This window comes from Streptomyces sp. NPDC096136 (assembly GCF_044763325.1).
GTDB lineage: Bacteria > Actinomycetota > Actinomycetes > Streptomycetales > Streptomycetaceae > Streptomyces.
On record NZ_JBIWFZ010000005.1, the window covers coordinates 165,329 to 188,835 of the forward strand.

A 23,507-nucleotide genomic window follows, 5' to 3' on the forward strand; every position below is an offset into this window, starting at 1 on the left:
AGGACGCCGCACCCATGGAGACGTTCAGCGTGAAGGAGCACCGGCTCGACAACGGGCTGCGCATCGTCCTGGCCCCCGACCTCCTGAATCCGGTGGCGGCCGTCTGCGTCTGGTACGGGGTCGGCTCCCGGCACGAGGGGCCCGGCCGCACCGGCATGGCCCACCTCTTCGAGCACCTGATGTTCCAGGGGTCCCGCAACGTCCCCGGCAACGGCCACTTCGCCCTGCTCCACGAGGCGGGCAGCCGGCCCAACGGCACCACGAACTTCGAGCGGACCAACTTCACCGAGACCGTCCCCTCCCACCACCTCGAACTGGCCCTGTGGCTGGAGGCGGACCGGATGGGCGGGCTGCTCGACGCGCTCACCCAGGAGTCCCTGGACAACCAGCGCGACGTGGTGAAGAACGAACGCCGCCAGCGGTACGACAACCTGCCCTACGGCACCGCCTGGGAGCGCCTGGTCGCCATGGCCTACCCGCCCGGCCACCCCTACCACCACCTGCCGATCGGCTCCATGGCCGACCTCGACGCGGCCTCGCTCCAGGACGCCCGGGACTTCTTCGTCCGGCACTACACGCCGGACAACGCCGTCCTGGCCGTCGTGGGCGACTTCGACCCCGAGCAGGCCCTGGGCTGGATCCGGCGGTACTTCGGCGGGATCGCCGGCCCCTCGTACACCGCGGCGCCACCCGCGGCCGTGCTGCCCGAGCTGATGGGCTCGGGGAGCCGCACCGTGGTCCGCGCCGACGTGCCGTCCGGGGCGGTGCTGCACGCGTACCGGATGCCGCGGGACGGCACCCGCGAGGCGGAGGCGGCGGCCGTCGCCCTCGCCGTCCTCGGCTCGGGCCGCAACAGCCGCCTCAAGTTGCGGCTGGTCCGCCGCGACCGCAGCGCCTCCAGCCTCTCCAGCGGCCTGATCCGGCTCACCGGGGCGCCGTCCCTGGGCTGGCTCGACATCAAGGCCTCGGCCGCCACCACCACGGCCGAACTGGAGGCGAGCCTCGACGAGGAGCTCGGCCGCTTCGCCATCACCGGGCCCACCGAGGAGGAACTCGTGCGGGCGCGGGCCCACTTGGAACGGCAGCTGCTGACGCGGCTGGAGAGCGTGGGCGGCCGGGCCGACGAACTCTGCCGCCAGGCCACCTTCTTCGGGCGCGTCGAGCGCGGCCGGATCGCCTCGACGGCCCTGGCGCAGCTCGACGCCGTCACCGCCGACGAGGTGCACGCCTTCGCGGCCACCCGGCTGCACCCGTCCAACCGGGCGGTCCTGGTCTTCGAGCCGGGCGTCGCCGCCACCGTCCCTGGAGAGGATGCCACCCGATGACCATCGCCCCCCTCGCGCCCGCCCCGGCCGCCGTACCGGCCGCGCCCCCGGCCGGCGTGCTCGTCGCGGACCGCCCCTTGGCGGCCCCCGCCCGCCCGTGGAGCTTCCCCGCTCCCGCGGACATCCGGCTGGCCAACGGCCTGCGCGTCGGGCACATCGCCCGGCCCGGCCACCGGCTGGCCGCCGTCGGGCTGTTCCTCGACACCCCGCTGGACGCCGAGCCCGAGGGACTGGACGGCATCGCCGAACTCACCTCCCGTGCCTTGCAGGAGGGCTCGGCCGCCCTGCACGGGGCCCATTTCGCCGAGGAGATCGAGCGCTGCGGGGCGAGCTTCGACAGCATCGCCGGGCCGCACGGCATCGCCATCGCCCTCCAGGTCCCCCAGTCCCGGCTCGAAGCGGTGCTGGGCCTGCTGGCCGACACCCTGTGCGACCCCGCCTTCCCGGCCGGCGAGGTGGCCCGGCTGCGCGCCCAGCGGATGGACGAGATCGGCCACGAGAGCGCCGCCCCGCACGTGCGGGGGTTCCTGGGCATGCAGTCCGCCCTGTTCGGCCCCGGACAGCGGGCGGGCCGGGCCGGCGCGGGCACCCGTGAGAGCGTCGCCCGGATCGACCACACCGCCGTCCGCGCCTTCTTCGACGCGTACGTCCGTCCCGCCACCGCCTCGGCGGCCGTCGCCGCCGACCTCCCGGAGGCGGAGCTGACCCGGGTCCTGGAGCGCACCCTGGGCCGTTGGCGCGCCCCCGCCGCGCCCCTCACCGCCGTGCCCGCCGTCACCGCCGACGACCGCACGCGCGTGGTCCTCGTCGACCGGCCGGGGGCGGTGCAGACCACCCTGATGATCGGCCGGCACGGGATCGACCGCCACGCCCCCGCCTGGGCCGCGCAGTCCATCGGCATCCAGTGCCTGGGCGGCGGCCTGACCTCGCGGCTGGACCAGGTCCTGCGCGAACGCCGCGGCTACACGTACGGCGTCTCCGCCATCGCCCAGCCCCTGCGCTCCGGAGCCCTGCTGTCCATCGGCGGGGCCGTGGCCACGGCGGTCACCGGCCCGGCGGTGGCCGAGGTCTTCGGGGTATTGCGCTCCCTGGAGGGCGGCCTCACCCGGGCGGAGCAGACCGCCGCCGCACGCAACCTGGTGGGCGTGGCACCCCTCCAGTACCAGAGCGCCGCCTCGACGGTGAAGGCCGTGGTCCGCGCCGCCGCCGAGCGCCTCCCCGCCGACTACCTGGGCACCATCCACGACCGCCTGGCGGCGGTCACGGCCGAGGAGGCCACGCAGGCCCTCCTCGACGCCTTCCCGGTGGACCGGCTGGTCGTGGTGGCGGTGGGGGACGCCGCCGCCGTCCGCCCGTCCCTGGAGTCCCTCGCCCTGGGCCCGGTCACCCTCGCCCCCTGAACCGGGCGGGCGTCAGGCGGCGGACGCTCCGGGGCGTCGACCCCGTCCTTGAAGGCGAGCATCCGGGCGTCGACCGCGTCCGGGTGGTCGATCCGGGGGCCGTGGCCCGCGGATCGGGCCGGATCTTCACGGTCCCGGCCGACCCGGCCCGATCCGAGTGGCACCGCCTAGCGCGACACGCTGCTCCGGGACCGGCGGAGCGTCAGGATCACCGTCGAGATGCCGGCCGCCAGGGCCAGGATCCGGGGCATCGGCTGCACGTCGTGCGGCAGTGCGCCGATGGCGATGACGACGGCCAGGGTGAGGACCACGATCAGGCCGGCGGTGATGAGGGCGCGAGGGTTCATGAGGGGGCTCCTTCGAGGGGTGCGGGTGGGATGCGGGAGGGGTGGCGGGGCCGTGCGCCGGGGGAGGGCGCACGGCCCGCGCGGGGGAGGGACCGGGTCAGGGGGCGGCGGTGGCCGTCACGCCGTTCCCGCCCCGGCCGGGGCGGGAACGGCGCCCGGGACCCCGGCGCCGGTCTGACGGGCCAGGAGCAGGTAGCTGCGCAGCTCGTCGAGCGTCCCCAGGCCCAGCCGGTTGTGGAGCATGTGGACGTGGGAGAAGACGATCCGGGCCGTGTACGTGCCCTCCGCGCCGAGTTCGCCGGCGACGGCCTGCGACAGCGCCCGCTGCCAGGAGATCAGCGGGCCCGGGGCGGTGGCGGCCCGCCCGATCAGGTCGTGGCCGTCGGCGGTGAGCCGGTCGGCCGCGATGACGCAGTCCGCCTCCAGCCCGCTCAGCATCTGCTGCGGGTAGCCCGCCCGCAGCGCCCAGTCGCTCCAGGAACTCGCCCCGAAGGCCGCGAAGGGGCCCGATTCGAGGACGGAGGCCGCGACGGCGGTGGCCCGCAGGGCGAGTGCCGTACGCGCCCGCTCGGAGGGCCGGGTGCGCAGGAAGGCCAGGCACAGCTCGCTGGAGGTGCCGAAGAGGTCCTCGGAGGCGGCGATGAGGTGGGCACCGCCGTAGCGCTCGTACTCCGGGGAGTACGGGCTCTCGTACACGCCCGGCGCCAGCAGGTCCCGCTCCTCGACCGGGACCCCGCCCTCCCCGGCCGTGGACAGCCGCCTGGACTGCACGGCGAACCGGGCCGGGTCCAGGGGCGTTTCGCCGGGCAGGAGGACGTTCGCGGCGGCGAGCCGCTCCTCCAGCGCGCGGCGCAGCTCGGCGGCGGCCGGGCCCGGGAGGTCCCGCGCGCGCAGGCGGACGTGCGGGCCGCCCTGCCAGTAGCGCATGAAGAACCAGCTGCCGGAGGGCAGTCGGGCCATGGTCGGGCCGACGACGTCGGTGACGACCCGGTCGCCCAGCGACCGGTCGGAGGCCGCCAGGTGCAGGTGCCAGGAGGTCCAGGTCCTCGGCGCGGCCGTCGTCGTGGTCCTCGTCGTGTTCGCGTTCTCGGTCATGTCACAACCTCAGGTCCAGAGGGAGTCCGTTGAAGCGGGGCGTACCGCTGATGACGGACAGCAGGACGGTCTCGTCGGGCGCGAGCCCCAGCGGCCGCTGGACGGCGAGCCCGTCGAAGGCGCGCGCCGGGCGGGCGTAGAGCCCGTGGGCGGCGGCGTTCAGGCACAGGCCCTGGGTGATCCAGCCCGCCACGTACTGCGCCAGGGTCCAGGCGCCCGGCCCGAGTTCGGCGACGAGTTCGTGCTGGCGGACCGAGCAGAACCAGACCGCCGCCGCGTGGCGCACGTCGCAGCCGTTGCCGGGGGCCAGGCGGTAGCCGTAGTCCCGCTCCAGGGCCGCCAGGGCCCCGGGGCCGGGCCGGTGCGGCAGCAGCCGGCCGCCGGCGAGCCGGTGGACGCCGTCCTCGAAGCCGTCGGTGGCCTGGACGGCCACGGTGACGTTGACGTGCTCCGCGACCCGGCGCAGCAGTGCGCCCGGCGGCGGTACGGCGGCCCAGGCGGCGGCGCCGGCCAGGGAGTCCTCCGGGACCCGGCGCAGACGGCCCGCCATGCCGGTGAGGCCGCGGGGCATCCGGCCGGAGCCGCGCTCCCACAGGGCCTCGGCCCAGGAGAGGTCCCGCCCGGCGGCGGCGCCGTGCGGGATCGCGGGGGCGAGGGGGGCCGGGTCCTCGTGCGGCAGGGCGGCCTGGGCGCGGTTGACCGACAGGATCTCGTCGAGGGAGGGGTCGGCGGGGGCCGCCGCGCGGAGCGGCTCCCCGTCCCGCGCGTCCCGGGGCCCGGCCGCCGGCGGGGCCGGAGCGCGGCCGGAGCCGGCCGCGTCCTCCAGGTCGACGGCCAGCGGCCAGCTCCACTCGCCGTCGGCCAGGCCCAGGGACGTCAGGTCCCCGCCCGACACCGGGAGGCTCAGGCGGCCCTCCAGGCCGAACAGTTCCAGGCCCACCGCCAGCGAGCGCAGCGAGATGCCCAGTTCCAGCTCGGTGAGGGTGCCGCGCAGCGGGCCGTAGAAGGCCGGGAGCCGGGTGTACCGGCCGGCCAGCAGGATCCGCCGGGCCTGGTCGCGGGCGGCGCCCGGGAGCTCCGCCAGCGCGTGCCGGTGCACGTCGAGGACCCGGGCGGGCCCCTCGCCGGTGAGGAAGGCGTGCACCGGGAAGAGGCTGCGTACGGAGGGCAGCGCGCGGTGCTCGAAGTACGGGTTGGTCAACTCGGCCCGCTGGAGGCCGAACGCCGCGAGCAGCGCCCGCTCCGGCAGCCGGTCCGCCCCGGCCACCCGGCCCGCGGGGAACGCGGCGCGCTCCAGCAGCTCGGTGGTCCCGTGGGGCAGCGGGGAGCGGTCCGCCCCGGCCGCCCCGTCGGGGAGCGGCCCGGAGGCCTCGGCGACCTGGGCCGGGGTGGGGAACTGCGAGCGGCCGGTGCCCTGCGCGTGGGCGTAGCGCAGCACGCGGCGGGACAGGGTGTCCGTCGTCATCGGGTGCCGCCTCTCAGGGGAAGGGGTGGGGGTCGTAGGGGGCGCTGCGGTGCTCCTGCGGGGTGCCGCGCAGCGCGGCGGTGAGCCGGGGCAGTCCGGCGAGGCGCTGCTGGGCGTGGCCGAAGCACATCGGGAGGATCCCGGGGACGACCGCCTTGACCACGGCCAGGCCCAGGTCGGTGTGGTCGCGGGTGGACTGGTCGACCAGGACGACCCGGTCCAGGCCGGCGTCCGCGAACCGGGCCCGTACGAAGTCCAGCGCGCCCCGCACGGTGCCGCCGGCGGCCCGCACCAGGCGGTCCGGCCAGTCCGGGAAGGCCTCCTGGAGCGTGACCCGGGGGCCGCCGAGGACGGTCGTGAGCCGGGGCAGGCTCTCTGGCCGGTTGTACAGGTCGACGTGGTCCTCCAGCAGGTCCACCTGCCAGGGGTCGGCGACCATGGACGCTCCCGCCTCGGCGTCGGCCGGGGGCCGGGTGCACATCTGCGTGAGCTCCCACAGCGCGGCGCGCACGGCGGACTCCGGGTCGGCGCCCGAGCCGGCGGCGGACCAGCTGGCCGGATGGCCGCCGGTCCGGTTGACGGCCATGGCCCACACCACCGGGACGTCGATGTCCTGGGTGGCGACCAGCAGGTGGGCGTCGTAGCCGTGGATGTCGATGGTGTCGAGGAGCCGGCGCGAGAGCGGGTCCTTCAGGCTCGCCGGGTCGATGGCGGGCAGCGGCTGCGCCCGGTGGAAGGACAGCAGGAACGCGTCCCGCTCGGCGAGTTCGAGGAGGGAGTGCAGGGCCGCCTCGGTGGGCCCGGAGCCGAGGGCGCAGCCGCTGGAGGAGTCCGGGAAGTGGCTGCGGCGGCGGTCGGCGTGCTGGTCGCGGCGGGCGCCGTGGCGGTCGTGGCGGTGCAGGTACTCGTAGCGGTAGAAGCCGATTTCGGCGGGGACGAGGAGCGGCTCGCCCGTGTCGAGGTCGTGGCCCCACACCCAGTCCATGGGGGTGTCGGGGGTGCTCGGGATGACCCGCGACAGCGGGTGGTCGAGCTGCTCCTGCGTATAGGTGCCGAGCGTGGCCGGGTCGAGGGCGTGGTCGGCTATCTCCCGGTGGGCGAGGCCGGTGAGGACCTGCCCGTGGTGCGGGAAGCTGCCCATGCGCTCGTAGGCCTCCAGGACCGCGACGGACTCGGCGCGGTCGAAGGTCAGGGCCCGGCCGTAGCCGTACGCGGGCGACTCGGGCAGCACCGCGTTGCTCATCGCGTACGGGGCGTCGAGGTCGCGCATGACCTGGAGGACCGGGCCGAAGCGCGGGTCGACGAGGCGGCGGCGCAGCGCGCCCGGGGCCAGCAGCGCGTCGCCGCCGGTGCCGCGCACCGGGTCGCCGGGCGAGGCGGCGGGGTCGTCGAGCACCAGCCGGGGCGGCCGGGCCGCCGGGTCGGGCGCGGTGGCGGGCCCTGCGCAGACGGGGCAGTTGAAGGTGCGCACGATCCGGTGGCGGGAGACGCCGGAGGCGCCCACCGCGAGGAGCTCGCCGGGGGCGAGGGGGTTCTCGGTGAGGGCGTCCAGGGCGGCGGCGAGCGCTTCCGCGAGGAAGGGCCGCGGCGGGCGGGCGCCGCGCACGGGCTGGTCGATCCGGTCGGCCAGCGGGTGGTCGACGGCGATCCGGGCCCGCGTCTCGGCGCAGCCGGGGCAGCCGGAGTCGGTGCCGGGCACCCGCAGGGGGCCGACCTGGGCCTCGGTGCCGAGGATGCGGACGGACAGGTAGGGCCGTCCGTCCTTGTCGGCCCGCCGGTACAGGTCCCGCTCGCGGTCGAGGTCCCAGCCGGTGTGCAGGGTGACGGAGCCCTCGGCCAGGCCGGCCGTACGGGCGTACCGGCCGAGGAGCCCGGCCAGGTCGGGCAGCGCGGCCGGGGCGGGCGCGTCGGCCGGGGCGGTGGGGGCGGGGGCGGTCGTCATGCCAGGGCCTCCTTCGGCAGGGACTCGGCGACGGAGTCCGCGGCCGGGCGGCCCGTGACGGTGCCGAACCACAGCGGGGTCCCGCCCACGACCGGGTCGGCGGCGCGTTCCCCGGCCGGGGTGATCCACAGCCGGGTCTGCTCGGCCAGCGCGGCCAGCGCGGCGGCGTCGGCGTGCAGCAGCGCGGTGGTGTCGGGGCTGGCGGTGACGAGCTCGCGCCCGCGGATCCGGCGGGTCTGGACGCGGGTCAGCGCGGTGCTGAGCGCGGCGACGGCGGCACCGGCGCGGTCGGGGCCCCAGGCGGAGGCGACGTCCAGGCCGGTGGCGCGGTCCCGGACCACGGCCAGCGGCCACTCCACGCCCGGCACCCGGAGCAGGCCCATCGCGACGGTGAGGAACTCGTGGTCCTCCAGGGTGCGCCAGAGCACCTGGGCGGCGTTGTCGAGGTCCTCGAACGCGGGGGCGTCCCCGGCGGGTTCGGCCCGCCCGGCGAGCAGCCGCAGGGCGCCGTCGAGCAGCCAGCGCTCCTCGGTGGTGCCGGCGGCGGCGACGGCCTCCGGGCCGGGGCGCTGCTGGGCGCGCAGGGCGGCCAGGGCGGCGGCCACCGACGAGGAGCGCTGGTCGGCGCCCCAGGCGGCGACGGAGCCGGCGGTGCCGTCCCGGTGCTCGGCCTCGGCGACGCCCAGGGGAAGCTGCGGCAGGTTCTCGGGGGTGACCAGCGCGAAGGGGCCGGTCCACTGGGCGGCGACGGCCTGGACGTGGGCCACGGCCTCGTCCAGGTCGGCGGCCGGGGCGGCCGGGGGCAGCGGTGCCAGGTCGACGCGGGAGGCGTTCAGCTCGGCGCCGTGGACCACGTAGGCGCTCTCGCCCGCGGCTCCGGCGGTACCGGTCAGCACCCGGTAGACCAGCTGTCCGGCGAGGGCGCCGGCCAGGGCTCCGGCCGCCGCGCCCAGCGGGGCGGCCGCGGAGGTGTCGGCCCAGTGGCCGACCCGGTCGGCCACGGCCCGCGCCCGCCCGGGGGCGCCGCCGGCCTGCGGGCCGACCAGGTGGAAGCGCTCGTCCAGCCGTACGGGGAGGATCACGCAGTCCGCCGGCAGCAGCGCGGCCTGCGCGGCCACCGCCGCGTCGAGCCGCCCGCCCGGGGCGAAGACGACGGCCGCGTCGGCCGCCGCCTCCACGCCGCCGGCCGCCTGCGGCAGCCGCTCGGCGCCGAGCCGCTCGGCCGTGTCGGCGACGGCGTCGGCGTCCGCGTCCGGCACGGCGAGCACGAGGCGGCCGACGCCGGTCCGCGCGAGCCCCCGGGCGGCGGGCAGCACGAAGGCGGCCGGGCCGGAGAGGAGCACGGTGGCGGCGCGCAGCCGCGCGAAGGCCGCGTACGGGTCGTCGTGCAGCGTCTCCAGGTCCGCGAGGACGTCGCGGTGGCGCTCACGGGTCGCGGCGTCGGGCTCCGGGACGCTGAGGGCGTCCAGGTCGAGGAGCAGGCCCTGGCGGCTGAAGGTGTTCAGCAGCGTGGCCACCACGGGCCGGGCGGCCTCGTTGCCGAGGGCGGCGACGAGGGAGTCCTCGGTGGCGCCGTCCTCCAGCAGCGGGACGCACACGTCGGCCACCTTGAACAGCGCCGCCGGTCCGCGCACGACGAACGACGTGCCCTCGGCTCCGAAGTAGACGCCGTCCCGCACCGGTGCGTAGTGCAGGGCCGGGCGCAGTCTCATCCGCATGATCGCTCTCCCTGGTCCTTGAAGTGCCGGTGCCGTTCGGGTGCCCGGTCGTCGGTGGGCCCGTCGCCGGGCCGGGTGTAGGTGAACCGTCCGCCGGACGGCCTGCTGATCTCGACCGCCCACTCGTAGGCGTGCGGTGACGCGCCCGCGGCGGGCAGGGCCTCTTCCACGAAGGCGCTGCCGTCGCGGTCGAGGAAGCGCGGCAGCACGCGGCCGAGCAGCGCGCTGCTCAGGTCGACGTACTGCGGTTTGCGCTGCTTGGGGGCGGACCGGCCGGAGTCCGGGCCGGAGCCGGGGGACGTGCCGGCGGAGGGCTTGAGGACGACCTCGGCCGGCACTCCGTGGCGGGCGCGCCAGCGGGTCAGCGCCAGCAGCCGGTCGGCCTCGCCGGGGCCCTGCCGGACGGCCTGCTCGAAGTCCTCGCCCGGGTACCAGCGGCGGCGCTGGAGGACGACGGAGCCGGCGAGCAGCCGGGGCGTGACCGGTTCGGTCGGCACCCCGCCGAGGCCGGGGCCGCCGAGGCCGCCGGGCATGCCCAGGTCGGGCAGCAGCCGACCGCCCATGACCAGCCAGTTGGCCAGGCGCAGCGGGGGCGGCAGCAGCTCGGGGTGGCCGGTGCCGAGGGTGAGGACGTGCAGCGGGCGGCCGTCGGCGTCCTCGACGTACAGCCGGTCGAGGTCCGGGTCGTGGACGAGCCGCAGCCCGTACCAGTCGTCGGCGCGCAGCCGCCGGTCGAGGACGGGCGCATGGGCGTTGACGCTGACCCCGTGCAGGCCGCGGTCCTCGGCGAGGACCGTGCCGTGGGAGCCGTGCCGCTCCTGGAGGCGGCGGCGCAGCCGCGGCAGGGCCTGCCCGCCGAGTTCGGCGTCGTGGCCGAGGAAGCGGCCGTAGAGCATGCCGTGGCCGGGGTAGGAGTCGTTGAACACCAGCCGCTCGCCGGCCGGCTGGACCAGGACGCTGTAGGCGACGGCGTCCCGGCGGAACCGGTCGGGCAGCGGCGCGGCCAGGCCGGCCAGCCAGGCGGGGTCCCACACCACTTCGGTGTCGCCCCCGCGGCCGGCGAGGTCGGCGCGGAGCTCGCCGAGCAGGCGGGTGCGCAGGCCGCGCAGCGCGGTGAGGCTGTCGCCGCCCGCCACCACCCGCTCGTTGACCTCGCCGACCAGCCCGCGGGCGTGGTCGGTGAGGCTGACGGAGGCGCCGCGGCCGTGGCGCTCCACGAACACGTCGGTGAGCACGGCGCGGATGTCGTGGAGCCGGTCGAAGACGGACAGGAACTCGATGCTCTGCGCGAGGTCGCGCAGCTGCCGGTCGAGGCCGCGGGTGTCGACCTCGGCGGGCGCGAGGAGGTAGTTCTCGGAGACGAGGAGCAGGGCCGGGCGGCGGGCCTCCTCGGTCAGCGCCGAGGTGAGGGCGCCGATGCCGCGCAGGGCCTCGGCGCGCTCGGCGTGCCCGGCGTCGGCGAGCCCGGCCAGGGCGGTCCGCAGCCCGTCGTGGCGCGCGGACTCCGCGAGGGGGTCGGCGGCGCAGTCCTCGGGGCCGTCGGTGGTGCACAGCAGTCCGGCGCGCAGGGAGCCCAGGACGACGCCGGCGGCCTGCTCGGGGGTGGTGCCGAGGGCACGGGCGACATCGCCGGCGATCGCGCCGACGGTTCGGGGGCCCATGTCCGTGGCGTTGAGGAGCAGGCGCACGGGTTCGCTGAGGGTGGTCGACATCAGCCGGCTGCTGTCGTCGCCGACCCTCACGAAGGAGATCTTGTCCGGGCCGGGGCCCGGGGAGAGGCTGGGGGACTGCCGGACCCAGGTGTCCGGGCCGGGGGCGGCCGCGGGGTCCCCGGTGCGGGCGACGTAGCCGACCAGTGCCTGGTCGAGGTGCGGGAAGGACCGCGCCCCGGTGAAGGACACCTCGTCGGGGCGGGCGCCGTCGGGCGAGGGGACCGCCAGCCCGACCGCGGTGAAGCGGGCGAGCGGGCTGGTGCGCATCATGGCGCGGGTCACATACTGGAGCAGCCCGCGCTCGGACTTGGCGGCGCGGGACAGGGTGCCCTCGCGGTAGCCGACGGCCGCCCGGTGGACCTCGGGGGCCAGCAGCGCCAGCGAGCGCAGCAGGTCCTCGTCCCCGAGGAGACCGGAGAGGGTGCCGCGCTCGCGGGCCAGGGCCCGGGGGTGTTCCCCGGCCGCCTCGGCGAGGAGGCCGTCGCGCAGGACGCGCAGCTCCAGCCAGGCCAGGAACTCGGCCGGGGCCGGGTCCGGCAGGGTGGCCGGGACCCGGTCGTTGTGCACGGCCCGGCGTACGGCGACCAGTGCGGCCCGCTCGTCGGCGGGGGCCGCGCCGATGCGCTCGTACAGGGCGTCGGTGCAGGCGGTGGCCCGCAGCGCCAGCTCGGCCTCGACGCGGGCCAGTTCGTCGAGGACGCCGGCGAGGGCCGGGTCGGCGAGCCGGGAGCGGCGCAGGGGGTTGACGCGCAGCATCCAGACGGGCTCGGTCCGCTCCGCCGGGGGACGCCCCGGGGTGTCGGCGCGGGCGCTCACCGGGGTGTCCTCCCCGGCGGTGGCCTGCGCGGCGGCCGGCCCGGCGGTCCCGTCCAGCGGATCGGCCGCGACGGCGCTCACCGGAGTGTCCGCTCCGGCGGTGGCCTGCGCGACGGCGTCCCGCAAGTCGGTCGCGGCGGCGCTCACCGGAGTGTCCTCCCCGGCGGTGGCCTGCGCGACGGCGTCCCGCAGGACGGTCGCCGGGCGTTCTTCTGTGACGGTCACCGGAAGTCCTTCCGGATCCGGTGCGTGCGCGCGGCGACGCACAGCAGCAGTCCGCCGACGACCCAGGCGCCCAGGACGAGGGCGACCCGGCCGAGTTCCCAGCTGTGCGCGGGCTCCAGCGCGGCCATGTCGTCGGGCAGCAGCGCCGCCCGCATGCCCTGGGCCATCCACTTCAGCGGGAAGACCGCGCCGATGCGCTGCACCGTGTCGGGCAGCCCGGAGAAGGAGTAGTAGACCCCGGAGACGAACTGGAGCAGGACGAAGGGGAACTGGACGGCGGCGGTGATGGTCCGCCGGTCGGTGATCAGCGAGCCCACCGCGATGCCCAGCAGGGCGGTGGCGGCGGAGCCGAGGAGGAACACCCACACCAGGGTGGCCCAGCGGCCGGGCGTGGTGGGCAGCTGGAAGTCGAACACGATCACGGCCAGGGCCAGTACGGCCACGGACTGGAGCAGCGCCAGGACGAGGACCAGCACGGTCTTGGCCAGGAAGTAGCCGCCCGTCGCGAACGGGGTGCCGCGCAGCCGCTTCAGCGAGCCGTCGCCGCTCTCCAGGGCGATGCCGGTGGCCAGGACGCCGAACGCGGCGGACATGACGCCGGAGGCGAGGACGCCCGCCACGACCACGTCGTGCATGGAGACGGTGTGGTCGCCGGCCTTCATCGTGAAGATCGAGCCGAAGAGCAGCATCAGGACCACGGGCAGCGCCATGTTCATGGCCACCGCGGTGCGGTTGCGGAAGAAGACCCGCAGTTCGGCGCGGGCGCGCAGGACGCCGGTGCGCAAGACGCCCGGCAGCGGGCCGCGGGCGGCCACGGTGCCGATCGGCGCCCTCGCGGGGGCCTGCGCCGGGGCCTCGGCGGTGGCGGCGGCGCTCTCGGCTTCGAGGGTCGGGGCGGGCGTCATCGGGTCCTGCTCCTTTCGTGCGTGTCGTCGCCGGCGCGGTGGCGGCCGGCGTCCTCGATGAGCCGCAGGTAGCGGCTCTCCAGGGAGGGGCGGCGGATCTCCAGTCCGGGCACGTCGGTGCCCAGGCGGGCGCGCAGGTCCTCCAGGACGGGTCCGACCTCGGCGGTGGTGACGGTGCGGGTGCGGCCGTCCTCGCGCCAGGACACCTCGGTCCCGGCGTCGCCGCCGCCCAGTTCGGCGGGGGGCGCGACCTCCCGTACGCGGCCGCCGGCGAGGACCGCCACGCGGTCCGCGAGCCGTTCGGCCTCGTCGAGGTAGTGGGTGGTGAGGAGCACGGTGGTGCCCTCGTCGCGCAGCCGCTCGATCATGGCCCAGCAGTCGCGGCGGGCCTGCGGGTCGAGGCCGGTGGTGGGCTCGTCGAGGAACAGCAGCTCGGGGCGGCCCACGACCGCGAGGGCCAGGTCCAGGCGGCGGCGCTGGCCGCCGGAGAGGGAGCCGAGGACGGCCTTGGGGCGGTCGGCGAGGTCCACCAGCTCCAGCGCGTCCCGGACGGGGAGCGGGTCGGAGTAGCACAGGCCGATCTGCTCGACGAGTTCGCCGACCCGCCAGCCCTCGTGGTCGGTGCCGCTCTGCTGGACGATGCCGATGCGGTTGCGCCACGCGCGCCCGGCCTGGCCGGGGTCCTCGCCGAGGACGCTGACCGAGCCGCCGGAGCGGTGCCGGAAGCCCTCCAGGATCTCGATGGTGGTCGTCTTGCCGGCGCCGTTGGGGCCGAGCACGCCGAACACCTCGCCGCGGCGCACCTCCAGGTCCACGGACCCGACGGCGACGTGGGCGCCGTACGCCTTGTGCAGGCCGGAGGTGCGGATGGCGAACTCCGCGTCGTCCGCGGTGCCCGTCGCCGTGCCGGGGCGGGTCAGGGTGTCCGTGTCGACGTCGGTCGGGGTGCCGGGCCGGCTGAGCGGGCTCACGCCGCATTCCTCTCCGCTGCGCGCCGCAGCCGCTCGCGCCAGCTCTCCCCGTACACCTCGTCGACCGTCTCGGCGATGGCGAAGCACAGGTAGTAGCGCTGGATGGGTGTCACGCCGAGCAGGGGCAGCCGGCTGTAGAACAGGTTGATGAGGAGCCGGTACGAGGCGAACCAGGACGGGGCCCGGTCGGTCACCCGGCTCTCGGCGACGGTGTCGTGGAACTCGCTGCGGCCGTCGGAGACGGGGCCCTGGTGTCCGGGCGGGGCCGTGGCCTCGCGGTTCTCGGCCGGCGCCAGTCCGTCGAGCAGTTCGGCGCTGAGGTCGCCGCGGGCCGCCGCGGTGTCGAAGACGCCCATGCCGTAGGCGAACGCCGCCCGGAACTCGGAGGCTTCGGCGCTCTCGGCGCCGTCGCGGGCCCGCTCGACGATCGCGCGCAGCACGGGCGCGTCGGTCTCCAGCCTGCGGGCGAAGGAGGGGCGCGGGTCCTTGACGGAGCCCGCCCAGTGCAGGAACGCCTCGGCGTGCGAGCGCAGCGAGAACACCCCGTAGGCGGGGCCGCCGGGGTGGGCCGTGCACAGGGCGGTGAAGGCCTCGGCGAGGGCCGGTACGGGAACGCCCGCGTTCCGGCCGGCCGCGAGGTCCATCAGCCGCGCAAGGGGGGTGAACATGCGGGTCAGGGCCAGGTCTCGGGGGTCCTCCAGGGCGGCGGGCCAGGTCATGCCGCGCTGCCGGTCGAAGAACTCCAGGGTGCCGCGGGGGTGCAGCGGGAGGTAGGGGGGCTCCACGCGCTCCAGCCGACCCAGTTCGCGGGCCTGGGCGAGGTACTGCTCCCCGGTCATCTGCTCGGGGAGTTCCTCCAGCCGCCAGTCGATGGAGCCGGCGATGTCCTGCCACGGAATTCCGTCCGGGCCCCGGGCGATGAGTTCGACGTGGGGTCCGTGCTTCCAGCCACGGGCCAGATAGGCCACGGTGGCGTTGTGCTCCTTGCGCAGGGACCGCACCACGGGCACCATCACCTGCGAAAGCCATGCGGGTTCGATCGGTGATCGCGCATGAAAGCGCAGGCCGATCGTGCGCTCGTTCGGGGCGCCTTCCATGAGTGTCACCTCTCGTACGCGAAGCGCCTCGCTCGGGCGCTCCGGAGTCCTGGATCCGCCGTCAGCAGCAGGACGAACCGGACGACGAAGAGCAGCACAGCCAGCTGCCCAGATTCGAGGCGCCCATTTCCGGGAGGGCGACACCGTCGACGACGTCGAGGACCTCGAGGTTCTCCAATTCGAAGGAGGCGAAGTCCTGCGCGGTCAAGTTCATGTCCATACGAATTCCCCTTTCGCTTTCACTGCTTTCACGGGTCATACGGGGCAGGCGCCCGCCCGCCGTCCTGCGACGGGCGGGCGGGGCGCCTTGCTCAGACTTGCCTGCGGCGTACCGCCGTCGTCAGCTCAGCAGCAGGACGAGGAGGACGACGAGGAGCAGCACAGCCAGCCACCGCTGGAGGCACCGACCTCGGGGAGGGCGACACCGTCGGCGACGTCGAGAACCTCGACCTCCTCCAGCTCGAAGGAAGCGAAGTCCTCGGTGCCCAGGTTCTGGTCCATGTGAATTCCCTTTCAGGTTTTCTTCTTTCCGACCGGTCGGCCGGACAAGAAGAATCATGGCCGGTTCGGATTGGCCTGCGGAAGGCTTTCCGGGCTTCCCCTGACACAGGTAATGGGGCCCCGTGACATTCGTCATGGGGCCCCTGTACGCATACGCGCGCGCGACAAGGGAGTGTGTGTCCGGGGCGGGGTGAAGGGCATCGCCCCGGTGATGTCCTCCGGGCTCCGGCCGGCCCCGCCGGGACTCCCGGAATGACAAACGTCACGACCTCACGTGATCCGTGTCAGCGCTCCCGCGGAAAACCTTGTCCGGGGCCTTCCCGCCGAACGAGCATGCGAGGGACTCGGCTTCAGAGGGAACGGAATGGCGGCGTGACCGGACGATCCACTGCGCAAGGGCACTACGTCTCCCGGATCCTCGGCGTACTCGCCCGGGACCCCCGGCGGGCGCGCATCCAGGGCGGGGCCGGCACCCTCGACGGGGCCGCGCTCGTCCGCTCCGTGCACCGGGCCCACGAGGCGCTCCGCGCCGCGGGCGCCGGGCCGGGCGCCATGGTCGGGATCCTCACCGGGCCCAACCACCCGCTGACGTTCACCGCCCGGTACGCGGCCCACCTCCTGGGCGCCGGCGTGATGTACGTGCGCTCGGTCAACCCCGGCTCGGACCTGCCCCTTCCGGTCGCCGAACAGGCCGGGCTCCTCGCGGAATGCGGGGTCACGGTCCTCGTGACGGACCGGGCCCACGCCGCGCGCGGCGCCGAACTGGCCGGCCTGCTCGCGCAGTCGGCCGCGGTCACCGTGCTCGACGACCCCGGTGCCGAGGAGGGCGGCGAGGCCCCGGCCGAGCCGGCTCCGCCGGCTCCCGAGTGCGCGGTGGTCACCTACACCAGCGGCAGCAGCGGCCGCCCCAAGGGCGTGCGGCAGTCCTTCGCCGCCTGGAACCGGCTCGTGCTCGGCGACGCCGACTCCCTCGCGGGAGGGCCGCCGGAGCGGATGCTGATCGTCACCCCGACCAGCCACACCGTCGCCGTCATGGCCGACGTGGTCCTGGCCTCCGGCGGCTCCCTCGTCGTCCACGACGGCTTCGACGCCGCCGGGGTGCTGGGGGCGCTGGCAGCCGAACGGATCACCCGCGTCTACCTGACCGTCCCGCAGCTGTACCGGCTGCTGGACCACCCCGACACCGCCGGCACCGACCTGTCCGCGCTGCGCCAGCTCATCTACAGCGGCTGCGTGGCCTCCCCGGCCCGGCTGGCCTCCGCCGTACGGGTCTTCGGGCCCCGCCTCGTGCAGTGCTACGGCTCCACCGAGGCGGGCCGGATCACCCTGCTGGACCAGCTCGACCACTTCGAGCCGGAGCTGCTGCCCAGCGTGGGCCGGCCCTTCCCGGGGGTAGAGGTCCGCGTCTGCGACCCCGACACCGGCCGCGAGGTCCCGCAGGGCGACTGCGGCGAGCTCCAGGTGCGCTCCCCGTACGCGATGGCCGGCTACCAGGGCCTGCCCGCCGAGAGCGCCGCGGCCCTGCTGCCGGACGGCTGGCTGCGGACCGGGGACCTCGGGCGGCGGGACTCCTACGGCTGCTTCCACCTGGTCGACCGCATCGGGCGGGTGATCAAGGCGGGCGGGGTCAAGGTCCGGCCCGCCGAGGTGGAACGCGCCCTGCTCACCCACTCCGCGGTCGCCGACTGCGCGGTGTTCGGCACGCCCGACGCCGTGACCGGCGAGGCCGTGCACGCCGCCGTGGTGCTGCGCGTCCCCTGCGAGCCGGACGAACTGCGCCGACACGTCGCCCGTTCCCTCTCCCCCGCCCACGCCCCCGCGCGGATCGTGCGGTGGCCCGAACTTCCCCTGACCGAATCCGGAAAGCCCGACCACAGGCGCCTCGCGGGCGCGGCGGTCTCCGGCGCGGCCTCGAACTGACGAAGAAAGCGAGCTGACATCGTGACGACTTCCACGACCCCGACCCTCCTGGCGTCCCCCCAGGCCCACCTGGCGTTCTTCACGGACCGCGCCGCCGCCGCGATCGCGGACGGCAAGCGGGAGTTCCTGGAGCTCGGCCGCCGGGCCGGCCGCTTCCCCAGCGCCTCCACCTCCACCGACCCGGCCGACGGCACGGCCGAGATCAGCGTCTGGTGCAGCAACGACTACCTCGGCATGGGCCAGCAGCCGCAGGTCATGGCGGCCATGCGGGACGCGCTGGAGCGCTTCGGAGCCGGCTCCGGCGGCTCCCGCAACATCGGCGGCACCAACCACGTCCACGTGCGGCTGGAGGCCGAACTCGCCGCGCTGCACGGCAAGGAGGCGGCGCTGATCTTCACCTCCGGCTACACCGCGAACGACGGCGCCCTGACGGTGATCGCCGGAGCGGTCCCGGACTGCGTGGTCTTCTCCGACGAGCTGAACCACGCCTCGATCATCGACGGGCTGCGCCACAGCGGGGCCGCGAAGCGCATCTTCCGCCACAACGACGCGGCGCACCTGGAGGAGCTGATCGCGGCCGAGGCGCCGGAGCGGCCGAAGCTGATCGTGCTGGAGTCGGTGTACTCGATGTCCGGCGACGTCGCGCCGATCCGCGAGGTCACCGAGATCGCCCGCCGGTACGGGGCGACGATCTTCCTCGACGAGGTCCACGCGGTGGGCATGTACGGCCCGCGCGGCGCCGGCATAGCGGCCCGCGAGGGGCTGGCCGACGAGATCGACGTGGTCATGGGCACCCTCGGCAAGGGCTTCGGCACCGCCGGCGGCTACATCGCGGGCCCGGCCGCGCTGATCGACGCCGTGCGGACCCTGTCGCGGCCGTTCGTGTTCACCACCTCCCTCCCGCCGGCGGTGGCGGCGGGCGCGCTGGCCGCCGTGCGCCACCTGGCGGGCTCGGACACCGAGCGGACCGCGCTGCACCGCAACGCGAAGCTGCTGCACGGGCTGCTGCGGGAGCGGGGCATCCCCTTCCTGTCGGACGAGTCGCACATCGTCTCGGTGCTCATCGGCGAGGACGCCGCCTGCAAGAAGGCCTCGGCGCTGCTACTGGAGCGCTACCGGATCTACGTGCAGTCCATCAACGCGCCGAGCGTCAAGACCGGCGAGGAGATCCTGCGCATCGCGCCGGGGGCGCTGCCCGAGCCGGCCGAGGTGGAGAAGTTCGTCGAGGCGCTGGACTCGGTCTGGCTGGAACTCGGCCTGCCCCGGACCGGCGCATGAGCTCCCCGTCCTCGTCGGTGGCGTCCGTCCTGGCGGAGTCGGCCGCCCGCAGGCCCGCGCACCCCGCGCTGGTCTTCGGGGACCGCTCGTACTCCTACGCGGAGCTCTGGGACGGAGCCCTGCGGTACGCGGCCGCGCTGCGCGCCCGGGGCCTGGGCGCCGGGGACCGGGTGGCGCTGCTGCTGCCCAACACCCCGGCGTTCCCGATGGCCTACTACGGGACCCTCGCCCTGGGCTGCACGGCCGTACCGGTCCACGAGCACTCCCGGGCGCCCGAGATCGCCCACGTGCTGCGGGACTCCGGCGCCGTGGCGCTGGTCTGCGCGGCCTCCCTGCTGCCCGAGGCGGCCCCGGTCGCCCGGGCGGCGGGGGTGGCGCTGCTCGGCGTGGGCGACGGGGACGGAACGGACGGCGGCGGTACGGACGGCGGCACGGCGGACGGCACGACGGACGGCGCGCGGGACGTCCCGCGGCTCGACCGGGAGGCCGGTCGGGCGGCGCCGCTGGAGCGGCAGGTGCCGCGCGCCCCCGAGGACATCGCGGTGGTCCTCTACACGTCCGGGACGACCGGCGCCCCCAAGGGGGTGATGCTGACGCACCACAGCGTGCTCATGAACATCACGACCACCGCACGCACCCCCTTCGCCTTCGCCGCGGACGACGTGCTCCTCGGCACGCTGCCGCTCTCGCACACCTTCGGCCAGATCTGCGGGATGGGCGTGTGCTTCCACGCCGGCGCCACCCTGGTGCTGATGTCCCGGTTCTGCGGCGCGCACGCGCTGGACCTGATGGCCGCGCACGGGTGCACGGTCGTCATGGGCGTGCCGACGATGTACCTGGCCCTGCTGGACGCGGCCGGGCGCGATCCGCGCCGGCCCCCGCTCAGGCGCGCCTACTCGGGCGGCTCCTCGCTGCCCCCCGCGGTGCTGCGGCGCGTCGAGGAGGTGCTGGGCGCACCGGTCTACGAGGGGTACGGGCTCACCGAGACCTCCCCGAGCGTGAGTTACAACCAGCCCGGGCTGGAGCGCAGGCCCGGCACGGTCGGCCTGCCCATCCCGGGCGTCGAGGTCGGCATCGCCGCGGCGGACGGGGAGCCGCGCGTCCGGCTGCTGCCGCAGGGCGAGCGCGGGGAGATCGTCGTCCGCGGCCACGGCCTGATGGCCGGCTACCTGGGCCGCCCGGAGGCCACCGCCGAGGTGCTGGTCGACGGCTGGCTGCGCACCGGGGACATCGGGGTCCGGGAGGAGGACGGCTACCTGCGCGTCCTGGACCGCAAGAAGGACGTGGTCATCCGCGGCGGCTACAACGTCTACCCGCGCGAGGTGGAGGAGGTCCTCCTCGGCCACCCGGCGGTGGCGCAGGCCGCGGTGGTCGGCGTCCCCCACGAACGGCTCGGCGAGGAGGTCTGCGCGGTGCTGCGGACCGTGCCGGGCGTCCGGCCGGACCCGCGCCTGGCCCAGGAGATCACCGCGTGGTGCGGGGAGCGGCTGGCCCGCTACAAGTACCCGCGCCGGATCGCCTTCAGCGGGGCCTTCCCCGTGGGGCCCACCGGAAAGGTGCTCAAGGGCGAACTGGCCGCGCTCTTCGGGTAGATCGACCGACAGGCCGCCCGGCGGTGTGGCAGGATCCCCGCGCCGGCTGCGAGAAGATGTACGAACCACGCACACCAGGAGGCAACACCCGTGGAAAAGACCGCCGCCCGTCCCGTCTTCACGACCCGACGGGACCAGCTCCGCAACGGTGGCCGGGCAGCGCTCGTCGGCACCGGCTTCGGCGTGATGTGGTTCTCCCTCGGACAGGCCGTCGTCCACGGGACCGCCCGGCCGTTCGTCCTCGCGGGCGGCGGGCTGCTGTTCGCGGCGAGCGCCGCCGCGATCGTCCGCCTCCTCCTGCTGGCCCGGCGCACCCCCGCCCACGTGAAGGGCGCTCCCCCGGCCCCGGGCGGCGGCGGCCCGAAGTTCCTCACCGTCCTGCTGATCGAGGTCGCCGTCCTCGGCGCGGGCAACAACTACATACGCACCTCCCTGGACCGCCCCGAGCTGATGCTGACCTGGTCGGCGCTGGTGGTCGGCGCGCACTTCTTCCCGATGGCCAAGAGCCTGCGCGCCCCGATGCTCCGGTGGGTGGGCGCCGCGATGCTGGCCACCGTCGGCCTCGCCGCGATCGCCACCCTGCTGCTGGGAGCCGACAAGGAGGCCTGGCGGTACGTGCCGGGCCTCGGCTGCGCGGCGGTCCTGTGGGGCAGCACGGCGTACAGCGGCTGGCGCGCCGGCCGCAAGGCCTAGGCACGCCGCGGGCGCGCCCGGGAGCCCGGGCGCGCCTGTCCGCCGGGCGGGCCCGGCGGACGCCTCAGATCCAGCCCTGCTCCACGGCGATGCGGGCCGCGTCGAAGCGGTTGCGGCCGCCGAGCTTCTTGATGGAGGCCGAGGTGACGTTGCGTACGGTTCCGGCCGCCAGGTAGAGCTCGGCCGCGATCTCCTTGACGGTGGCCCCGCCCGCCGTCAGCCGCAGCACCTGGGACTCCCGGGTGCTCAGCTTCGCCCCGGGCCCCACGCCCGGGTTGCCCAGTCCCATGGCGCTGCTGGCCAGGGACGGGGCCATCGTGACGCAGCCCGCGGCCACGCCCTTGAGGGTGGCGATGAGCCGGGGCAGGCCCGTGTCGGTCGGAACGATGCCGTGCACCCCGGCCGCCATCGCGCGGCCCACCGCCGCGGGCCGGTTGCCGGCCATCATGAGGACGATTCCGCACGCGGGCACCCGGGCCCGCACCGCCGACGCGAGACGCAGAACGTCATCACCGACCGGGGTGTCGTCCAGGAGAACGACGTCGGGCGAATGGCGGTGGACAAGTGAAAGAACCTGCTGCGGATCGGTTTCCGCGGCGATGACTTCTATGCCGCCGGCCGATCGGAGAGCCTCGACGAGCGCCTCGAGAAAGAGAACCCGGCTGCCGCCGACAATGACGCTGATAGCCATGGTGAATCCCCTGAATGAACCGTGGGGCCGTGTTCTACCGTTCGGTTTCCACGGTCCAGCCACTGAGCTGTTGGGTTATCTCCAGTGCCCGGCGGCAAATACTGTCGCCTGACGCCGGTGGTTCCAGTACGTCGGAAACGGTCTGGAAGAGGACGAGCTCGACGCGCCCGTCACAGGGGCGGACCGCCACGTGTTCCAGGCCGTCCGCGGGAGTGGCCACGGACCTCAGCAACGAGGCGAGGAGGAGCGGATCCGGTGGGCCGGCCGCCCCGGCGGCAGGCGCGCGCAGGGAAACCGCGGTCATAAGCATGCGAGTCGACTAGTCCCAGTTCTGGTTGTACGAGGTGATGGCGACGGCCGGAGCCTCCAGCTGCGCGGCCGCACCCGGGGCGACGATGTCCCAGTTCTGGTTCCCGGCCTCGACGGCGACCCGGTTTTCCGCGCCCTGCCCGGTGGCGTGGGCCGTACCGAACAGGAACAGGCCGGCGGCAAGGGCGGCGATGGAAGCGACACCGGCGACACGACGGAACTGCAGCATGGATTTCCCCCTGGAAAAGCGTTCGTAAAGCGGGAGCCAACCGGGCGTTCGGCGCCGGGCGGCTCCTTCCTTCTGCATCCAGCTTGCTTTACGGCGGACCTCGAGTGGAAGCGGATCCGCTGGCAGGAAGAACCCCGTGGCAGCTCGGTGCCAACCTCGCAACGGACCCGGCAGGGAAGTAGCCATCCACCTGCGACGTCTCATATGTTGACCACATCGGCGCGGCTCAAGTCAGAGTGAGCGGCGGGGGACCGAAGAGGAACTGACAATGCTGGAACTACTGGGACTGGACGCACAAACAGCGGATGTGTACGGACTCATGCTGGCGAACCACGCATGGGGCGTCACGGAGCTCGCACGCCGACTCCGCCTCACACCCGCCGACGTGCGCGAGTCGCTGGAGAAACTGACCGATCTGCGCCTTCTGCAACGATCGGCCGTCGGGGACGAACTCCAGCCGACCGACCCCGCGTTGGGGCTGCGGGAGCTGCTCAACCAGCGCAAGAGGGAGCTGGAGAGCAGGCAGGAGGCGGTGGCGCGCTGCGAGGCCGACATGGCCAAGCTGGTCAGCACCTACAGCGAGCTCTACACCGGCCAGACCCACCGCGTCGCCCAGCAGTTCCTCGGCGTCGAGTCGGTGCAGAACCGGATCCGCGAGCTCGCCACCGAGGCTACCTCCGAGTCGCTGACCTTCAATCCCGGCGGCGCGCAGTCTCGAGCGAGCCTCGAGGCCAGCAAGCCCCTCGACCGCGACACCCTCGCCCGAGGTGTCCGGATGCGGACGGTCTACCTCGACAGCGTCCGCAACGACTCGGTCACCACCGAGTACGCGGAGTGGCTGACCGACCTGGGCGGCGAGGTGCGCACGGTGCCCTCGCTGCCGCTGCGCATGCTCATCTTCGACCGGAAGACGGTCGTCGTCCCGGCCGATCCGGAGAACACCCGCAAGGGCGCCGTCCAGCTGACCGAGCCGGGCGTGGTCGTCGGCCTGGCCGGGCTGTTCGACCAGATCTGGGAGACGGCGGTACCGCTGGGCACCCGCCAGGACCGCGACGACCGGGGCCTGACCCGCCAGGAGAAGGAGCTGCTGCGGCTGCTGGGCAGCGGGCTCACCGACGAGGCCGCCGGCCGCCAGCTGGGCCTGTCCCTGCGGACGGTCCGCCGGATGATGGCGGAGCTGATGAAACGTCTCGGCGCGGGCAGCCGCTTCGAGGCGGGCCTGCGCGCGGCCCAGCGCGAGTGGATCTGACCCGCAGAGCGCCTGCCCTCCCCCGGC

Annotated in this window: 20 protein-coding genes; 7 read left to right on the plus strand and 13 right to left on the minus strand. The window is 75.2% G+C overall.

The genetic code is table 11. The annotated features are described in order from the left end of the window. Positions 1-14 precede the first annotated feature (14 nt). Positions 15-1,325, plus strand: coding sequence for a M16 family metallopeptidase (locus ACIRBY_RS12650; RefSeq protein WP_403899948.1), 1,311 nt, complete (start codon positions 15-17; stop codon positions 1,323-1,325). Then, a complete protein-coding gene (locus ACIRBY_RS12655; RefSeq protein WP_403899950.1) occupies positions 1,322-2,725 on the plus strand; it encodes a M16 family metallopeptidase in 1,404 nt (467 codons plus the stop codon). The genes ACIRBY_RS12650 and ACIRBY_RS12655 overlap by 4 nt, the downstream gene beginning before the upstream one ends. A gap of 167 nt (positions 2,726-2,892) precedes the next feature. On the opposite strand, the gene ACIRBY_RS12660 is transcribed toward ACIRBY_RS12655, so the two are convergent. The 11 genes from ACIRBY_RS12660 to ACIRBY_RS12710 form a co-directional block, all read right to left on the minus strand. Beyond that, on the minus strand, positions 2,893-3,072 hold the full coding sequence (locus ACIRBY_RS12660) for a hypothetical protein (protein WP_403899951.1): 180 nt from the start codon (positions 3,070-3,072) through the stop codon (positions 2,893-2,895). Between the two features lie 117 nt (positions 3,073-3,189). Continuing rightward, on the minus strand, positions 3,190-4,167 hold the full coding sequence (locus ACIRBY_RS12665; RefSeq protein WP_403899953.1) for a thiopeptide-type bacteriocin biosynthesis protein: 978 nt from the start codon (positions 4,165-4,167) through the stop codon (positions 3,190-3,192). Position 4,168: 1 nt separating this feature from the next. Beyond that, positions 4,169-5,632, minus strand: coding sequence for a hypothetical protein (locus ACIRBY_RS12670; protein WP_403899955.1), 1,464 nt, complete (start codon positions 5,630-5,632; stop codon positions 4,169-4,171). A 13-nt stretch (positions 5,633-5,645) separates the two neighbouring features. After that, positions 5,646-7,574 (minus strand): TOMM precursor leader peptide-binding protein, encoded by a 1,929-nt coding sequence (locus ACIRBY_RS12675; RefSeq protein ID WP_403899957.1) that lies wholly within the window; start codon positions 7,572-7,574, stop codon positions 5,646-5,648. Further along, complete coding sequence (locus ACIRBY_RS12680; protein WP_403899959.1) at positions 7,571-9,292, minus strand: hypothetical protein; 1,722 nt, start codon at positions 9,290-9,292, stop codon at positions 7,571-7,573. Before ACIRBY_RS12680 ends, ACIRBY_RS12675 begins: the two co-directional genes overlap by 4 nt. Beyond that, positions 9,283-12,045, minus strand: coding sequence for a hypothetical protein (locus ACIRBY_RS12685; protein ID WP_403899961.1), 2,763 nt, complete (start codon positions 12,043-12,045; stop codon positions 9,283-9,285). Before ACIRBY_RS12685 ends, ACIRBY_RS12680 begins: the two co-directional genes overlap by 10 nt. Continuing rightward, positions 12,042-12,950, minus strand: coding sequence for an ABC transporter permease (locus tag ACIRBY_RS12690; RefSeq protein WP_403899963.1), 909 nt, complete (start codon positions 12,948-12,950; stop codon positions 12,042-12,044). Before ACIRBY_RS12690 ends, ACIRBY_RS12685 begins: the two co-directional genes overlap by 4 nt. Then, a complete protein-coding gene (locus tag ACIRBY_RS12695) occupies positions 12,947-13,921 on the minus strand; it encodes an ABC transporter ATP-binding protein (protein WP_403899965.1) in 975 nt (324 codons plus the stop codon). Before ACIRBY_RS12695 ends, ACIRBY_RS12690 begins: the two co-directional genes overlap by 4 nt. After that, complete coding sequence (locus ACIRBY_RS12700) at positions 13,918-15,018, minus strand: hypothetical protein (protein ID WP_403899967.1); 1,101 nt, start codon at positions 15,016-15,018, stop codon at positions 13,918-13,920. Before ACIRBY_RS12700 ends, ACIRBY_RS12695 begins: the two co-directional genes overlap by 4 nt. A gap of 61 nt (positions 15,019-15,079) precedes the next feature. Next, positions 15,080-15,238 (minus strand): thiazolylpeptide-type bacteriocin, encoded by a 159-nt coding sequence (locus ACIRBY_RS12705; RefSeq protein ID WP_390686288.1) that lies wholly within the window; start codon positions 15,236-15,238, stop codon positions 15,080-15,082. A gap of 125 nt (positions 15,239-15,363) precedes the next feature. Beyond that, on the minus strand, positions 15,364-15,519 hold the full coding sequence (locus ACIRBY_RS12710) for a thiazolylpeptide-type bacteriocin (RefSeq protein WP_390686287.1): 156 nt from the start codon (positions 15,517-15,519) through the stop codon (positions 15,364-15,366). A 372-nt stretch (positions 15,520-15,891) separates the two neighbouring features. Here ACIRBY_RS12710 and ACIRBY_RS12715 point away from each other — a divergent pair, with 372 nt between their 5' ends. The 4 genes from ACIRBY_RS12715 (at position 15,892) to ACIRBY_RS12730 (ending at position 21,002) form a co-directional block, all read left to right on the plus strand. Further along, entirely contained in the window at positions 15,892-17,439 is a 1,548-nt protein-coding gene (locus ACIRBY_RS12715; protein WP_403899970.1) for a class I adenylate-forming enzyme family protein, read from the plus strand. A gap of 69 nt (positions 17,440-17,508) precedes the next feature. Beyond that, on the plus strand, positions 17,509-18,717 hold the full coding sequence (gene hemA, locus ACIRBY_RS12720; protein ID WP_403900547.1) for a 5-aminolevulinate synthase: 1,209 nt from the start codon (positions 17,509-17,511) through the stop codon (positions 18,715-18,717). Beyond that, positions 18,714-20,309: an AMP-binding protein gene (locus tag ACIRBY_RS12725; protein WP_403899972.1), complete on the plus strand. Its 1,596-nt coding sequence runs from the start codon at positions 18,714-18,716 to the stop codon at positions 20,307-20,309. Before hemA ends, ACIRBY_RS12725 begins: the two co-directional genes overlap by 4 nt. Before the next feature lie 90 nt (positions 20,310-20,399). Beyond that, positions 20,400-21,002 carry a hypothetical protein gene (locus ACIRBY_RS12730; RefSeq protein ID WP_052290852.1) on the plus strand — a complete coding sequence of 201 codons (603 nt, stop codon included), beginning with the start codon at positions 20,400-20,402 and terminating at the stop codon, positions 21,000-21,002. 64 nt (positions 21,003-21,066) lie between these two features. On the opposite strand, the gene ACIRBY_RS12735 is transcribed toward ACIRBY_RS12730, so the two are convergent. After that, positions 21,067-21,447, minus strand: a complete 381-nt coding sequence (locus ACIRBY_RS12735) for a response regulator transcription factor (RefSeq protein ID WP_403899974.1) — start codon at positions 21,445-21,447, stop codon at positions 21,067-21,069. Positions 21,448-22,012: 565 nt separating this feature from the next. Next, a complete protein-coding gene (locus tag ACIRBY_RS12740) occupies positions 22,013-22,231 on the minus strand; it encodes a hypothetical protein (protein ID WP_403899976.1) in 219 nt (72 codons plus the stop codon). 268 nt (positions 22,232-22,499) lie between these two features. On the opposite strand from ACIRBY_RS12740, the gene ACIRBY_RS12745 reads away from it, so the two are divergent. Next, positions 22,500-23,480, plus strand: a complete 981-nt coding sequence (locus tag ACIRBY_RS12745) for a LuxR C-terminal-related transcriptional regulator (protein WP_403899978.1) — start codon at positions 22,500-22,502, stop codon at positions 23,478-23,480. Positions 23,481-23,507 lie beyond the last annotated feature (27 nt).

Coding starts and splice junctions, on each gene's coding strand:
- ACIRBY_RS12745 (WP_403899978.1), top strand. CDS start 22,500: ATGCTGGAACTACTGGGACTGGACGCACAAACAGCGGATGTGTACGGA.
- ACIRBY_RS12725 (WP_403899972.1), top strand. CDS start 18,714: ATGAGCTCCCCGTCCTCGTCGGTGGCGTCCGTCCTGGCGGAGTCGGCC.
- ACIRBY_RS12705 (WP_390686288.1), bottom strand. CDS start 15,238: ATGGACATGAACTTGACCGCGCAGGACTTCGCCTCCTTCGAATTGGAG.
- ACIRBY_RS12665 (WP_403899953.1), bottom strand. CDS start 4,167: ATGACCGAGAACGCGAACACGACGAGGACCACGACGACGGCCGCGCCG.
- ACIRBY_RS12670 (WP_403899955.1), bottom strand. CDS start 5,632: ATGACGACGGACACCCTGTCCCGCCGCGTGCTGCGCTACGCCCACGCG.
- ACIRBY_RS12700 (WP_403899967.1), bottom strand. CDS start 15,018: ATGGAAGGCGCCCCGAACGAGCGCACGATCGGCCTGCGCTTTCATGCG.
- ACIRBY_RS12680 (WP_403899959.1), bottom strand. CDS start 9,292: ATGCGGATGAGACTGCGCCCGGCCCTGCACTACGCACCGGTGCGGGAC.
- ACIRBY_RS12655 (WP_403899950.1), top strand. CDS start 1,322: ATGACCATCGCCCCCCTCGCGCCCGCCCCGGCCGCCGTACCGGCCGCG.
- ACIRBY_RS12735 (WP_403899974.1), bottom strand. CDS start 21,447: ATGGCCGGCAACCGGCCCGCGGCGGTGGGCCGCGCGATGGCGGCCGGG.
- ACIRBY_RS12675 (WP_403899957.1), bottom strand. CDS start 7,574: ATGACGACCGCCCCCGCCCCCACCGCCCCGGCCGACGCGCCCGCCCCG.
- ACIRBY_RS12740 (WP_403899976.1), bottom strand. CDS start 22,231: ATGCTGCAGTTCCGTCGTGTCGCCGGTGTCGCTTCCATCGCCGCCCTT.
- ACIRBY_RS12660 (WP_403899951.1), bottom strand. CDS start 3,072: ATGAACCCTCGCGCCCTCATCACCGCCGGCCTGATCGTGGTCCTCACC.
- ACIRBY_RS12710 (WP_390686287.1), bottom strand. CDS start 15,519: ATGGACCAGAACCTGGGCACCGAGGACTTCGCTTCCTTCGAGCTGGAG.
- ACIRBY_RS12650 (WP_403899948.1), top strand. CDS start 15: ATGGAGACGTTCAGCGTGAAGGAGCACCGGCTCGACAACGGGCTGCGC.
- ACIRBY_RS12690 (WP_403899963.1), bottom strand. CDS start 12,950: ATGACGCCCGCCCCGACCCTCGAAGCCGAGAGCGCCGCCGCCACCGCC.